The 12850-nt window shown below is 68.1% G+C and carries 13 protein-coding genes and 5 tRNA genes; 8 read left to right on the top strand and 10 right to left on the bottom strand.

The annotated features are described in order from the left end of the window. Positions 1-52: 52 nt before the first annotated feature. A complete protein-coding gene (gene serC, locus H4F99_RS12005; RefSeq protein WP_182669980.1) occupies positions 53-1138 on the bottom strand; it encodes a 3-phosphoserine/phosphohydroxythreonine transaminase in 1086 nt (361 codons plus the stop codon). A 165-nt stretch (positions 1139-1303) separates the two neighbouring features. On the opposite strand from serC, the gene msrP reads away from it, so the two are divergent. Next, on the top strand, positions 1304-2272 hold the full coding sequence (msrP, locus tag H4F99_RS12000) for a protein-methionine-sulfoxide reductase catalytic subunit MsrP (RefSeq protein WP_182669979.1): 969 nt from the start codon (positions 1304-1306) through the stop codon (positions 2270-2272). A gap of 41 nt (positions 2273-2313) precedes the next feature. Then, positions 2314-2928, top strand: coding sequence for a ferric reductase-like transmembrane domain-containing protein (locus H4F99_RS11995; protein WP_182670086.1), 615 nt, complete (start codon positions 2314-2316; stop codon positions 2926-2928). On the opposite strand, the gene H4F99_RS14630 is transcribed toward H4F99_RS11995, so the two are convergent. Beyond that, positions 2897-3694: an FHA domain-containing protein gene (locus tag H4F99_RS14630; RefSeq protein WP_182669978.1), complete on the bottom strand. Its 798-nt coding sequence runs from the start codon at positions 3692-3694 to the stop codon at positions 2897-2899. The genes H4F99_RS11995 and H4F99_RS14630 overlap by 32 nt on opposite strands. Positions 3695-3790: 96 nt before the next feature. Between H4F99_RS14630 and H4F99_RS11985 the strand changes: the two genes are divergently transcribed. The 6 genes from H4F99_RS11985 to arsC all read left to right on the top strand — a co-directional run bounded on the left by H4F99_RS11985 (position 3791) and on the right by arsC (position 6795). Next, a complete protein-coding gene (locus H4F99_RS11985) occupies positions 3791-4072 on the top strand; it encodes a polyhydroxyalkanoic acid system family protein (protein WP_182669977.1) in 282 nt (93 codons plus the stop codon). A 91-nt stretch (positions 4073-4163) separates the two neighbouring features. After that, positions 4164-4745 (top strand): phasin family protein, encoded by a 582-nt coding sequence (locus tag H4F99_RS11980; protein ID WP_182669976.1) that lies wholly within the window; start codon positions 4164-4166, stop codon positions 4743-4745. Positions 4746-4899: 154 nt separating this feature from the next. Beyond that, positions 4900-5859, top strand: a complete 960-nt coding sequence (locus tag H4F99_RS11975; RefSeq protein WP_182669975.1) for a restriction endonuclease — start codon at positions 4900-4902, stop codon at positions 5857-5859. An 80-nt stretch (positions 5860-5939) separates the two neighbouring features. Next, positions 5940-6200 (top strand): acyl-CoA-binding protein, encoded by a 261-nt coding sequence (locus tag H4F99_RS11970; protein WP_182669974.1) that lies wholly within the window; start codon positions 5940-5942, stop codon positions 6198-6200. An 87-nt stretch (positions 6201-6287) separates the two neighbouring features. Then, a tRNA-Val gene (locus H4F99_RS11965) sits at positions 6288-6362 on the top strand. Positions 6363-6435: 73 nt separating this feature from the next. After that, positions 6436-6795 (top strand): arsenate reductase (glutaredoxin), encoded by a 360-nt coding sequence (arsC, locus tag H4F99_RS11960; protein WP_182669973.1) that lies wholly within the window; start codon positions 6436-6438, stop codon positions 6793-6795. Between the two features lie 25 nt (positions 6796-6820). Here the strand turns inward: arsC and H4F99_RS11955 are convergent, their stop codons facing one another. From H4F99_RS11955 to uvrC, 8 genes are all read right to left on the bottom strand, one after another. Continuing rightward, entirely contained in the window at positions 6821-8443 is a 1623-nt protein-coding gene (locus H4F99_RS11955; RefSeq protein ID WP_182669972.1) for an FMN-binding glutamate synthase family protein, read from the bottom strand. Further along, complete coding sequence (locus tag H4F99_RS11950) at positions 8440-9690, bottom strand: lytic murein transglycosylase (protein WP_182669971.1); 1251 nt, start codon at positions 9688-9690, stop codon at positions 8440-8442. The genes H4F99_RS11955 and H4F99_RS11950 overlap by 4 nt, the downstream gene beginning before the upstream one ends. Positions 9691-9740: 50 nt before the next feature. Continuing rightward, positions 9741-9827: transfer RNA gene (locus tag H4F99_RS11945), tRNA-Leu, on the bottom strand. A gap of 113 nt (positions 9828-9940) precedes the next feature. Then, positions 9941-10016 (bottom strand) — tRNA-Gly (locus H4F99_RS11940). Positions 10017-10055: 39 nt separating this feature from the next. Continuing rightward, positions 10056-10129: transfer RNA gene (locus tag H4F99_RS11935), tRNA-Cys, on the bottom strand. Positions 10130-10251: 122 nt separating this feature from the next. Beyond that, positions 10252-10327, bottom strand: a tRNA-Gly gene (locus tag H4F99_RS11930). 49 nt (positions 10328-10376) lie between these two features. Beyond that, complete coding sequence (gene pgsA / locus H4F99_RS11925; RefSeq protein WP_182669970.1) at positions 10377-10943, bottom strand: CDP-diacylglycerol--glycerol-3-phosphate 3-phosphatidyltransferase; 567 nt, start codon at positions 10941-10943, stop codon at positions 10377-10379. Continuing rightward, positions 10940-12817: an excinuclease ABC subunit UvrC gene (uvrC, locus tag H4F99_RS11920; protein ID WP_182669969.1), complete on the bottom strand. Its 1878-nt coding sequence runs from the start codon at positions 12815-12817 to the stop codon at positions 10940-10942. The genes pgsA and uvrC overlap by 4 nt, the downstream gene beginning before the upstream one ends. Between the last annotated feature and the right edge of the window lie 33 nt (positions 12818-12850).

Genomic DNA, 12850 nt, shown 5'->3' with positions numbered 1-12850 from the left:
GGTCGGCCCGATCAGCCCGGCATCCTGGCCGGGCACGCGCGGCCAACGCCGCTCAACCGTTGCGTTGCTGGAAATCGCGCATGAAGCCCGCCAGCGCCTCGACGCCCGCTTCAGGCATGGCGTTGTAGATCGACGCACGCATGCCGCCGAGCGCCCTGTGGCCCTTGAGCGAAATCAACCCGGCGGCCTTGGCCTCGGCCAGGAAGGGTTTGTCGAGCGCTTCGTCCTTGAGGAAGAACGGCACGTTCATGCGCGAACGGGCGCCGGCGGCGACTTCGTTGCGGTAGAACCCGCCAGACCCGTCGATGACGTCGTACAGCAGGGCCGACTTGCGCTGGTTCGACGCAGCGAACGCTTCCACCCCGCCCTGTGCACGCATCCACTTGAACACCAGTCCGGCCAGGTACCAGTTCCAGGTCGGCGGGGTATTGAGCATCGACTCCTTCGAGGCATGCGATGCGTACGTGAAGATATCCGCGCGCGGCTGGCCGGCACGCTCGAGCAGATCGCGACGGATGATGGCGACGCTGACACCGACCGGCCCAAGGTTCTTCTGGGCGCCGGCATAGATGACGCCGAACTTCGACACGTCCAGCGGCTCGGACACGATGCTTGAGCTGAAATCAGCCACCAGCGGCACGTCGCCCACATCGGGGATGTCACGGAACTCGACACCATGGATGGTTTCGTTCGCGGTGATATGGACGTAGGCCGCATCGTCCGACAAGCGCCATGCGCCCCGCTCCGGGACGTCCCGGTAGCCGTCCGCCTCGCTGCTCGCTGCGACGTTCACGTCCACATAGGGCTTGGCCTGCTTGATCGCGGTCTTGCCCCAGTGACCCGTCAGGACGTAATCGGCCTTCTGGCCAGGCGCGGCGAAGTTCAGGGGAATCAGGGCCTGCTGGCTGGTCGCCCCGCCCTGCAGGAACAGCACCGCGTAGTCATCGGGAATCGACATCAGGGCGCGCAGGTCGGCTTCCGCCTCCTGGGCGACCTGGAGGAACTCAGGACCGCGATGGCTCAGCTCGACGATCGACGCACCCGCACCGTGCCACTCGAGCATCTCGGCCTGGGCTTGCCGGAGGACCGCCTCGGGCAGGGTGGCGGGGCCGGCACTGAAGTTGTACGCACGCGTCATCTGGAGCTCCGATTCAAGGTCGTGTGGGTCGTGGACGGGCCGCCATGGCCGGTCGGCCCGGTAGTATGCCGCAGCGCAACACCGCGGGCCGGGAACGTTGCCAGCGTAACCTTTCGACAGCCTGCGGCGTATGTGACATGGTGCAGCAGTCGGAGAGGACCAGTCATGAATTTGCGTGATGTGTTGAGAATCCCCGCGTCCGAAATCACCGACGAACAGGTCTACCTGCATCGCCGTCGATTGCTCGCGGGCCTGTCCGCCCTGCCGGTGCTCGGCATGACCGGCTGTGCCGAGGCGGAGCCCCCGGCCCCGCCCGCTCCCGTCGTCAGCGAAGCCGAGGCCGCCAGCGGGTTCAAGACCGACGAAGTGCAGACCCGCTACGAAGACGCGACGACGTACAACAATTTCTATGAGTTCGGCACCGCCAAGGACGATCCATCCAGTGCGGCCCGGACCTTGCGGACGGCGCCATGGTCCGTGGCCGTCGGCGGCGAGTGCGCGCGGCCCGGCACGCTGTCGCTGGACGACCTGCTGAAGGGCCTGGAGCCCGAGGAGCGCATCTACCGCCTGCGTTGCGTGGAAGGCTGGTCCATGGTCATCCCCTGGCTGGGAGTGCCTCTGGCCGACGTGCTCAAGCGTTTCGAGCCGAATTCGGACGCCAGGTACGTCGCCTTCACCACCCTCGCCGACCGCGAGCAGATGCCCGGGCTGCGGTACCGCTCCATCGACTGGCCCTACCGCGAAGGCCTGCGGATCGACGAGGCGATGCATCCGCTCACGCTGCTGGCCACCGGGATCTACGGGCGTCCCCTGCCGCAGCAGAACGGCGCCCCCCTGCGACTGGTCGTGCCGTGGAAGTACGGCTTCAAGAGCATCAAGTCGATCGTGGCGATCACCTTCGTCAAGCACCGGCCCCATTGCAGCTGGAACGCGCTGCAACCGAGTGAGTACGGGTTCTTCTCGAACGTCAATCCGGACGTCGACCATCCCCGCTGGAGCCAGGGCAGCGAACGCCGCATCGCAGGCAGTGGCAGCAAGCTGTTCGCCGAGCGCATCCCGACCCGCCTGTTCAATGGATATGCGGACCAGGTGGGTGCCATGTACGCCGGCCTGAACCTCAGGCGCTGGTTCTGAACGCGCCGCGCAACACGGCGCGGCGGCGCGGCGACAGCGGCATCATCGCGGCAAAAGGGATCGTCCACCTGCTCGCATTGGGGCCCCTCGCCCTGCTGGCCTGGCAGATCCGCCAGGAGTGGCTGACCGGCAGTGGTGGCCTGGGCGCGGACCCGGTAGCCGAGATCGAACACCGCCTGGGCTTATGGGCACTCCGCTTCCTGCTGGTCACGCTTGCGATCACGCCGTTGCGCCAGGCGACGGGCCAGGCGGTCCTTCTGCGGTTCCGGCGAATGATGGGGCTGTATGCCTTCGTCTATGCCTCGCTACACCTGCTTGCATACCTCGTGCTGGATCTGCGCGGGTACTGGACCCAGGTGTTCGAGGAGATCGTCAAACGCCCGTACATCACCGTCGGATTCCTGGCCTGGTTGATGCTGGTGCCCCTGGCGGTCACGTCCACCCGCTCAGCGATGCGTCGGCTCGGCCGTCACTGGGGCCGCCTGCACAAGGCCGTCTACGCCATCGCAGTGCTGGCCATCCTGCACTTCTGGTGGGTCGTGAAATCCGACATACGCGAGCCGATGCTCTACGCGCTGGTGCTGGCCGCCCTGCTGGGGTGGCGGCTCGGCCGCCGCCTCGTGCTCAACGCGCGCCGAAAAGCAGCAGCAGGCTGAGCAGTCCCGCCATCAGCAAAGCCGCCAGCAGCAACCATGGCACCCGCAGGGTGCCACCACGCTCGAGGGGCGCGTGCTCTCCCTCGGAGCGATGCGGGCTCAGCTCCAGGCCAAGCGACGGGTCGCTGGGCAGTTTCAGCGGAGGGGTGGTCGGCGCTTCGATGACGAAGCGGTGGCGTGTGCCGAAGAGGACCTGGGCGCCCGGCCTCAGCCAGGCATGCCGCGCGCTCCATCCGTCGACGGTACTGCCCGCCTCCGACCCCAGGTCGCGAAGCGCGACGCCCTCGGCGTGCGGTTCCAGGCGCGCATGGCGGTCGGCGAAGCCCGGCTCGTCCACCTGGACGTCGCAGGTCCTCGACCGCCCCACCAGGATCGGCCGCTCCAGGGGGAAGGCCCGTCCATGGTGCGGGCCGCCAATGCCCCGCAACAGCATCGGCGACACCGGTGGCGGCGTGGTGGCGTCGGGGGGAGGGACCGGACGCGTCCCGCACAGCGTCAGGCGATAGCCGTCCAGGTGGATCGCATCGCCCAGCCGCAGCATCGCCACGTGCCGGACCGGGCGTCCGTTCACGTGCACGCCCCGCACGCCATCGGATACCTGCAGCCAGAGTCCCCGCCGATCGATGCAGAACTGGACCTGGGTACGTTCCGGGGCGTCCACGAAGGCCGGCACGCCCGCATCATCCCGTCCCACCGCGCACACGCCGGGCGTCAGGATGAGGTCATCATGCTCGCGGTTGGGGAATTGCAGTCGGATGCCGTTCACGCGAGCGCAATCTAGCACGGCGGCAGGCGCTTGCGTGGGCGTCTGGCCGTGCGCCGCGGACCTCGCCACAATACGGGAGCCCAGCAGGAGATCGCCATGCCCGACATCGACATCGACATCCGACATCCCCACACCTTGTCCCCGGACCAGGCGCGCGAAGCCGTCCAGGAAGTGGCGGACACGCTTTCCCGCCGTTTCGGCGTGACCAGTGAGTGGGTGGGCGACGCGCTGGGTTTCAGCACCTCCGGCGTCGACGGCCGGATCACGCTGGCCCCGAACGAGTTGCACGTGCGTGCGAAGCTCGGGTTCCTGATGTCGGCCTTCAAGGGACAGATCGAGTCGGAGGTGCGCCGGATCCTCGACGAACGCTTCGGTTGACGACGCCTCATCGATACATGGCGTACACCTCGGCCGTGGTGTGCTTCGGATTCCGTCCTCGTGCCCGCACGCACCCGAGCCAGGAGTCCCCATGAGCAAGAAGAAGTCCGGCAAGAACAAGTCCGGGGTCGAACTCGACCCGCAAGCCCAGCTCGAGCATCTGGCCGAGGTCGTGGGCAGTTCCGCGCAGCAGGTCTGGCTTGCCGGCATGGGGGCCGTGGCCCGCGCACAGGCCGAAGGCAGCAAGTTGTTCGACAGCCTGGTGAAGGACGGCCGCGCCATGGAGCGACAGGCACGCAAGGCAGGCAGCGCACAGGCCGAGCAGTTGCGCAACGTCATGGAGGACCGCGTCGCCGATGCGCGTGGCCGGGCCAATGCGGCGTGGGCACGGCTGGAACAGGGATTCGACACCCGTGTCCAGGAGACGCTCGCCCGGGTCGGCGTGGTCACCCGGGCCGATCTTGCCGCGTTGTCGGCCCGTATCGATGCGTTGGCCGCTACCGTGGCAAAGCCGGCGGGCGGGCCGCGCAACGCAGTCCGCAAGGCGCCCGCGGCGGCCTCGCCGCGCAAGGCAACGGCGCGCAAGGCGCCGGTCCGTGCCGCGGCGCCGGGGCGCAAGGCACCCGCCAAGCGCGCTCCGGCGAAGACGGTCCGCAAGCCGCCACGCGCCTGATTCTCCATTCCCTCGCCCCTTGGCGCCGGCGTTTCCCCACGCCGGTTTTGCCGCGCGTGGCTCTCGTGAGCAGGCGCACTGACTTCCGGCGCGCCAACGCGTATAGTCGCCGCGCCCTCGTGCAACCATCCGCCATTCCGGCCCAGAGGACAGGATGCTAACGGCTTCATCGGTATTGATCACCCTGGGCGTCGCCGCAACGCTCGGCATCGCCCTGACCCTGTATGTGTGGCACTTCCGACGTCGCGGCCATGAAGCCCGCGAAGGCCTGGCCGCACTGGCGGGCATGCGCTGGCGGGAGTTCTCCGGGTTCGTGGTCGATGCGCTCCAGCAACAGGGCTTCGAGGCGGATCGCCTGCAGACTTCCCCCCAGAAAGGCCAGGCAGCGGACCTGCGACTGGTCCGCGATGGAAAGGTCTGGCTGCTGGCCTGCAAACAGGGGCTCAAGTACCGGATAGATGCGCGCGCTGTCGCCGACCTGGCGGAGGCCGTGCGGTTCCAGGGCGCTGAAGGCGGCGTCATCGCCACGTTGGGACAGGTCGGGTCTGATGCGCGTCGCGGAAGCCAGGGGCTGCAGTTGCTCGATGGTCCGGAGCTGTGGGCGCTGGTCGAACACCGGTTGCCCGCCGGCCTGCATGACGAGCTGGTCCAAAGGGCGCGACGTCGCGCCCTGCTGGAGCTCGGCGCGGCCTGGGTAGGCGCGCTGGTGGTCGGTGCCCTTGTCGCGCTGCTGCTGGCGCCCGACGCTCCCGTACCGCACCAGCCGGCTGCCGCGCCCGCGTCGAATACGTCACCGGCCGCCCCCGCCGAAGCCGTGCCGGCCGCGGCGCCGGCCGTGCCGTCGGCAGGACCGGCACCTGCCGACGAGGCTGCCCAGCGGGAAATGATCCGGCTGCGCGTGGATGCCCTGCCCGGCGTGCGCAGCGTCGTGTGGAGCACGCGCTCCACGCTGCTGGTCAACCTCGCCGAAGGGACATCGGACGGACCGGCGACGTCCGCGCCGATCTGCGACATCCTCGGGGCGTATCCCGATCTGCGTGCATCGCGACTGCAACTGCAGCCAGCGGAGGCCAGCGGCGAGGCGGTGCGCTTCATGCAGTGCCACAGCTACTGACGGACGCCACGCCGTTACGGTTGACCCCCCACCGGCGGCGTGCTGTGATGCGCCCCTCTCGCCCGGTTGCGGACCATGGCATGACGGCGCTCCAGACCGCCTTCGAACAGGCTGCGCGCGACGTGCAGGCGTTGCCTGCCCGCCCCGACAACGCCACCCTGCTCCACCTGTATGGCCTCTACAAACAGGCCACCGAAGGCGATGTGCACGGCCCGAAGCCGGGCTTCTTCGACTTCGTCGGGACCGCCAAGCACGATGCCTGGCGCGCGCTCGCCGGCCGCACGAAGGAAGACGCCATGCGCGAGTACGTGGCGCTCGTCGAGCAACTGCGCGGAGCCTGAACACGCAACGGCTCCGCCCCCTTGCCTGTTCTGCGACGGCCCAGTAAACTGCGCGGCCCACGCCAGATGCCACGCGGCGCTGGACACGGGCGGTTAGCTCAGCGGTAGAGCATTGCCTTCACACGGCAAGGGTCGCAGGTTCGATCCCTGCACCGCCCACCAGACACCGAAAGGCCGGCGCCCGCCGGCCTTTCGTGTATCCGGCTCCCGGGCGTTGCGACCATGGAGCACCGTGATGAGCCCAACGCCCCTCCGCTATTTCCACAACCCTCGCTGCTCCAAGTCCCGTGCGGCGCTGGAGTTGTTGCGGGCACATGGCGTCGAGCCTGAGCTGGTCGCCTACCTCGAGACCCCGCCTTCAGAGGACGAGCTGCACCGCCTGCTCGAATGCCTCGACATGGCACCGCGTGCGTTGCTGCGAACCGGAGAAGATGCGTACAGGTCTCTCGGCCTCGATGACCCGACCCTGGACGACGCCGCGCTGGTGGCGGCCATGCATGCGCACCCCCGACTGATCGAACGGCCCATCCTGGTCAATGGGAACCGCGCGGTGATCGGACGCCCGCCCGAACGGGTGCTCGAGATCCTGGACTGAGGACTGCGCACCCCGGCGCGACCTGTCAGTGCGACTTGCTGCGTCGCATGTCGCGGGCTTTGGAGGGTGCGACGAATGCCTCGCTGCTCGACTCGGCCCAGAAGTCCTTGAAGACGGCGTGCTCCGGCACCCCGTGAAGCAGCTCTCCCGGCTTCAGGAACCGATGCAGGGCGGCGAGCGAGCGAACCTCGGTGGGGGAAACGCGCCGGAGGATGTGCTCGGGGCCGATGTCCGCGGGGTCGGAGAGACCGGCCGCGCATAGCAGGTCGCGCAGGGCCTTGAGGGTGTTCTGGTGGAAACCCGCCACCCGTACCGCCTTGTCGACCACGTCCAGGTGCTTCCAGCGCGACGGATCCTGCGTCGCGATCCCGGTCGGACAGCGGTCGTTGTGGCAACTCTGGGACTGGATGCAGCCAAGCGCGAACATGAAGCCCCGCGCGGCGTTGCACCAGTCGGCTCCCATCGCGAGCGTGCGCGCGAGGTCGAACGCGCTGGTGATGCGTCCCGCCGCGGCGACGCGAACGCGGTCGCGCAGGTCGAGTCCGACCAGGGTGTTGTGCACGAGCATCAATGCTTCGTGCATGGGCAGGCCCACGTGGTCGATGAACTCCGCCGGCGCCGCGCCGGTGCCACCCTCGGCCCCGTCGACCACGATGAAATCGGGCAGCACGCCGCTTTCGTGCATGGCCTTGGCGATGCCGAACCATTCCCACGGATGCCCCACCGCCAGCTTGAAGCCGGTCGGCTTGCCGCCCGACAGCTCACGCAGGCGAGCCACGAAGGCCAATAGACCCTTGGGCGTATCGAAGGCCAGGTGCCGGGCCGGCGATATGCAGTCCTGGCCCACCTCAACGCCGCGCGCGGCAGCGATCTCGACCGTGACCTTGGCGCCCGGCAGCATGCCCCCGTGTCCGGGCTTTGCGCCCTGGGACAGCTTGATCTCGATCATCTTCACTTGCGGATGGCGGGCGTTCTCGACGAAACGCTCCTCGCTGAATCCCCCTTCCGCATCACGGCAACCGAAGTAGCCAGAGCCGATTTCCCAGACCAGGTCGCCCCCGGGCTCACGGTGGTACCGGGAAATCGAGCCCTCACCCGTATCGTGGTAGAAATCGCCCAGCTTCGCGCCTTCGTTCAGTGCCCGGATGGCGTTCGCCGAGAGCGAGCCGAAACTCATCGCGGAGACGTTGAACACGCTGGCGTCGTAGGGCTGCGCGCTGTGCTCGCCCACGCGCACGCGGAAGTCATGCGACACGTGCGGGGCGGGCATCATCGAGTGGTTGATCCACTCATAGTCCAGTGCGTAGATGTCCTGCAGGCTGCCGAACGGCCGCACGTCGCTGACCGATTTGGCACGCTGGTACACCAGGGCTCGCTGCTGCCGCGAGAAAGGCACTTCGGCGGTGTCGGCCTCGATGAAATACTGCCGCATCTCCGGACCGATCGACTCCAGTCCGTAACGGAAATGCGCGAGGATCGGATAATTGCGTCGCAACGTGCTCGTCCGTTGCAGGAGGTCCCACGTCCCCAGGACGGCGGCGGCTCCGAACAAGGCGACGCCCCAACCCCAACCGGGGTGGAGCCGCACGAGCAACAGCGACACCCCCGTCATCAGGATGCTGGCGGCATAGGCCAGGTAACGGCTCATGGCATGCCGACGGCCGGTGCCGGCACGCCCTCTGCAGGGGTCACGTCGGCAGGCGGTGCTTCTGCGCGGAGCGCCTCCAGGATGCGCCGACCGCCGCGGCCGTCGGCGGGCGCCTGGCCGAGACGCGCCTGCTCCTGCTTGATCGCGGCCCGTGTCGAGGTGCCGATGATCCCATCCACTTCGCCGATGTCATGGCCGCGAGCGAGCAGCAGCGTCTGCAACTCGCGCCGTTCGGCGCGGGAGAGGCCTGGATCATCGGTCGGCCAGGGCGTCACCAACGGACCGCGGCCCCGCAAGCGGTCGGACAGGTGCGAGATCGCCAGCGCATAGCTTTCCGCCGCGTTGTAGGAATAGATCGCGTCGAAGTTCTTGAACACCAGGAACGCCGGTCCCTCGCGTCCCGCCGGGAGCAACAGTGCGGTGGGTGTGTCCGCGGGTAGCGCGATGGCGACGCCATCCACGCGTCGGATGCCCTCTGCCTGCCAACTGGAAAGGGGCTTCCGGTTGCGGCGCCCGCCCGAGCCGGCATAGCCGTCGGGCAGCTTCACCTCGTATCCCCAGGGCTGGCGCTCGCGCCATCCGGAACGTTTCAGGTAGTTCGCAGTCGAGGCCAGCGCGTCTGGAATGCTGTCGACGAGGTCGCGGCGCCCGTCCCCGTCGAAATCCACGGCGATCCGGCGATAGGTCGAGGGCATGAACTGCGTGTGCCCGAAGGCGCCCGCCCAGGACCCGACAAGCTTCTCCGGCGCGACGTCACCCGCCTGGATGATGCGAAGCGTGGCCATCAGTTCGCCGCGGAAGAACGACTGCCGGCGCCCCATGCAGGACAGCGTGGTCAGGGACTGCAACAGGGGACGCTTGCCGAAGACCTTGCCGTAGTCGCTTTCGACGCCCCAAACCGCGACGACGGTTTCCGGATCGACACCGTAGGCCGCCTCCACGCGGGCCAGCGTATCCGCATGCGCCGCCAGCATTGCCTTGCCGTCGGACACCCGCTCCTCGTCCACGAGGCCCGCCAGATAATCCCAGATCGGCGTGCTGAACTCGGGCTGCCGGTCGAGCAGTTCCAGGAGTTTCGGGTCGGCTTCGACCTGGGGCACGTTCGCATCGAACGTCGCGGCGGAGATGCCTTCGGACAGCGCCTTGGCCCGCAGGCCCGGCACGCACGCGGACAGGTCCGACGCGGATACGGAGGCCGGGGCCGTCAAGGCGCCCAGCGCAAGCAGAGCAGCAACAGGAATTCGCATCGCTTCAGCATAGCCGCTGCGATGTGCAAACCGCATCATGCGTCCATCACTGGTGCCCGGAGCCGGGATCGAACCGGCAAGGGGTTGCCCCCGGCGGATTTTAAGTCCGCTGCGTCTACCAGTTTCGCCATCCGGGCGGCGCGGTGACGGCGCACAGCTTACGCGAGCAGCGACCTGCCCGGGTACCGCTTTGGAGCCGAAACGAAAAAGGCCCCGGGGGGCCTTTGCGGAGCGCCGTGCGCTGCGAAACTGGAGCGGGAAACGAGACTCGAACTCGCGACCCCGACCTTGGCAAGGTCGTGCTCTACCAACTGAGCTATTCCCGCTTGGTGACGTTCGGCGGGCCCTGGGACACCGCGCACGTTTGGAGGCCGAGGTCGGAATCGAACCGGCGTACACGGATTTGCAATCCGCTGCATAACCACTCTGCCACCCGGCCGGTGACGCCCGGAAAGCTTAACGCCTTTGCAGGCGTCCGCACAGCCAACCCCCCGTGCGCCTTCCGGAAAAAACAAAACCCCGAGCCCGGGGTTTTGCCTGAGGGATGGCCCCTCGAAAAACTGGAGCGGGAAACGAGACTCGAACTCGCGACCCCGACCTTGGCAAGGTCGTGCTCTACCAACTGAGCTATTCCCGCTTGGGAGCCGCCATTTTAGGCACGGACACGGAACTGTCAACTGCTTTGTTCACGCACCGCGGCCCGCCTTCAGGCTCGGCCAGGCCGCGCGCAGGTAGGCCAGGCCCGACCAGAGGGTCAACAGCGCCGCAGCGGCCAACAGCCATTCACCGATGACGAACACCGGCAGGCCCATGAACGGTTCCTGATAAAGCAGGCACACCAGGGCGACCATCTGCACGATGGTCTTCACCTTGCCGACCGTGGCGACTTTCACCTTGGCCCGCTGGCCCAACTCGGCCATCCATTCGCGCAACGCGGATACCGCGATCTCGCGACCGATGATGACCGCCGCCCATAGCGTCATCCAGACCGTGGGGTGCGCCTGCACGGTCAACATCAGCGCGGTCGCCACCATCAGCTTGTCGGCCACCGGGTCGAGGAAGGCGCCGAATGCGGAATGCTGGTTGTAGGCCCGAGCGATCCAGCCATCCAGCCAGTCCGTCACCGAGGCCAGCGTGAACACGAAGGCCGCGGCGAAGTTGGTCCACTTGAAGGGCAAATAGAACACCAGCACCAGCACCGGGATCATCAGGATCCGCAGCAGGGTCAGCAAGGTGGGGACCGTCAACGTCATTCGGGACTCCGCGGCGAGCGCGTATTCATGGGGGCGTCCGGGTCGGATTCCGGAAGATCCAGTCCGTGCAGGGTCGCATAGATGCGCTCGGCCAGCGAGACATTGACACCGTCCACCCGGGCGATCTCTTCGACACCCGCGCCCTTCAGCCCCCCCAGCCCGCCGAAATGCCTGAGCAGGCTGGCGCGACGACGTGGCCCGATGCCGGGAATGTCTTCGAGGCGACTGCTGTTGCGCGCTTTCTGGCGCTTGCCCCGGTGACCGGTAATGGCGAACCTGTGCGCCTCGTCACGCACCTGCTGCACGAGTTGCAGCGCAGGCGAGGCCGCGCCGGGCCGCACGCTGCGCCCGTCCGGGAGCAGCAGCTCCTCGTCGCCCGCGCGCCGCGCCGGCCCCTTGGCGACGCCGACCAGCAGCACGCCCTGCACCTCGAGCCGTTCGAGCGCTTCCCGGGCCTGCGCGACCTGCCCTGCCCCGCCGTCGATCAGCAGCACCTCGGGCAGGACGCCGTCGCTCTCGACCGCCCGCCGGAAGCGTCTTTCGATGGCCTGGTGCATGGCCGCGTAATCGTCGCCCGGCTCGATGCCCGTGATGTTGTAGCGGCGGTATTGCCCGCGCACCGGGCCCTCCGCGTCGAAGACGACGCAGGATGCGACCGTCGCCTCGCCCATGGTGTGGCTGATGTCGAAACACTCGATGCGCGACGCCGGTGCCGAAAGGCCGAGCAGGGCCTGCAGCGCCTCGCTGCGGGCGCGCTGTGCGGCATGACCGGTACGCTCCGTGCCCAGTGCCATGACGGCATTGCGCCGCGCGAGGTCGAGGTAGCCGGCGCGTTCGCCGCGCACGCGGTACTTGATCTGCACCCGGCCACCGGCGGCCGACAAGGCCTGCTCGAGCAGTTCGCGGTCGGGAATGTCGCGGTCGAGTACGATTTCCGAAGGCGGCGGCTGCTCGCCGTAGTACTGCGACACGAAGGCCGCCAGCACCTCCTCGGCGCTATCGGTGCCATTGGTCCTCGGGAAGAAGGCACGCGTCCCCAGGTTGCGCCCATCGCGGAAGGCGAGCAGCAGGACACAGGCCGTCGCGTCTTCCATCGCGACCGCGAGCACGTCCAGGTCGGCCGCACGTCCGTCCACGTACTGGCGCGCCTGCAGCGTCCGGATGGACGCGATCAGGTCCCGCAGGCGTGCGGCCTCCTCGAAGTCCAGTGCCGCGCTGGCGGCCTCCATCGCCTGGCCCAGCTCGGCGGTCAGCGTGTCGCTGCGTCCTTCCAGCAGCAATGTCGCGCGGCGCAGGCTCTCGCGGTACGCCGCCTCCTCGACCAGGCCGACGCAGGGCCCGCTGCACCGGCCGATCTGGTATTGGAGGCAGGGCCTGGAGCGGTTGCGGAACACGCTGTCCTCGCAACTGCGGAGCTGGAACAGCTTGTGGATCAGGTTGAGCGTCTCGCGTACCGCGCCGATGCTGGGGTACGGGCCGAAGTAGCGTCCCGGGCGCGTGCGAGCACCGCGGTGGAGCGCGATCCGGGGCCACGGCTCACGCGTCATCAGCACGTAGGGATAGCTCTTGTCGTCGCGGAGCAGCACGTTGTAGCGCGGCTTGAGCGACTTGATCAGCTCGTTCTCGAGGATCAGCGCTTCGGATTCGGTCCGGGTGACTGTCACCTCCATCCGGGCGACCTGGGCGAGCATCGACATGATGCGCGCGGACTTGGGCGAGCCGTTGAAGTAGCTGGCGACGCGCTTGCGAAGCGCGCCGGCCTTGCCGACATACAGGACCGTGTCGTCCGCGGCGATCATCCGGTAGACCCCGGGCGCGGTGCTGAGGTCGCGCGCGAAGGCCTTGCCGTCGAAGGGGGCTGCGGCGTCAGTCACGCGACCGTCCTGGAACGGCAGGAGCGGCGGGCA

Source organism: Marilutibacter penaei, from assembly GCF_014145395.1.
GTDB classification, from domain to species: Bacteria; Pseudomonadota; Gammaproteobacteria; order Xanthomonadales; family Xanthomonadaceae; genus Marilutibacter; species Marilutibacter penaei.
The sequence above is the reverse complement of the archived record's forward strand: the minus strand, read 5'-3'. Positions and strand labels throughout refer to the sequence as shown.

Excerpts from the sequence above, each read along its gene's own strand:
- serC (WP_182669980.1), bottom strand. The coding sequence starts at position 1,138 with ATGACGCGTGCGTACAACTTCAGTGCCGGCCCCGCCACCCTGCCCGAG.
- msrP (WP_182669979.1), top strand. The coding sequence starts at position 1,304 with ATGAATTTGCGTGATGTGTTGAGAATCCCCGCGTCCGAAATCACCGAC.
- H4F99_RS11985 (WP_182669977.1), top strand. The coding sequence starts at position 3,791 with ATGCCCGACATCGACATCGACATCCGACATCCCCACACCTTGTCCCCG.
- H4F99_RS11980 (WP_182669976.1), top strand. The coding sequence starts at position 4,164 with ATGAGCAAGAAGAAGTCCGGCAAGAACAAGTCCGGGGTCGAACTCGAC.
- H4F99_RS11975 (WP_182669975.1), top strand. The coding sequence starts at position 4,900 with ATGCTAACGGCTTCATCGGTATTGATCACCCTGGGCGTCGCCGCAACG.
- H4F99_RS11970 (WP_182669974.1), top strand. The coding sequence starts at position 5,940 with ATGACGGCGCTCCAGACCGCCTTCGAACAGGCTGCGCGCGACGTGCAG.
- arsC (WP_182669973.1), top strand. The coding sequence starts at position 6,436 with ATGAGCCCAACGCCCCTCCGCTATTTCCACAACCCTCGCTGCTCCAAG.
- H4F99_RS11955 (WP_182669972.1), bottom strand. The coding sequence starts at position 8,443 with ATGAGCCGTTACCTGGCCTATGCCGCCAGCATCCTGATGACGGGGGTG.
- H4F99_RS11950 (WP_182669971.1), bottom strand. The coding sequence starts at position 9,690 with ATGCGAATTCCTGTTGCTGCTCTGCTTGCGCTGGGCGCCTTGACGGCC.
- pgsA (WP_182669970.1), bottom strand. The coding sequence starts at position 10,943 with ATGACGTTGACGGTCCCCACCTTGCTGACCCTGCTGCGGATCCTGATG.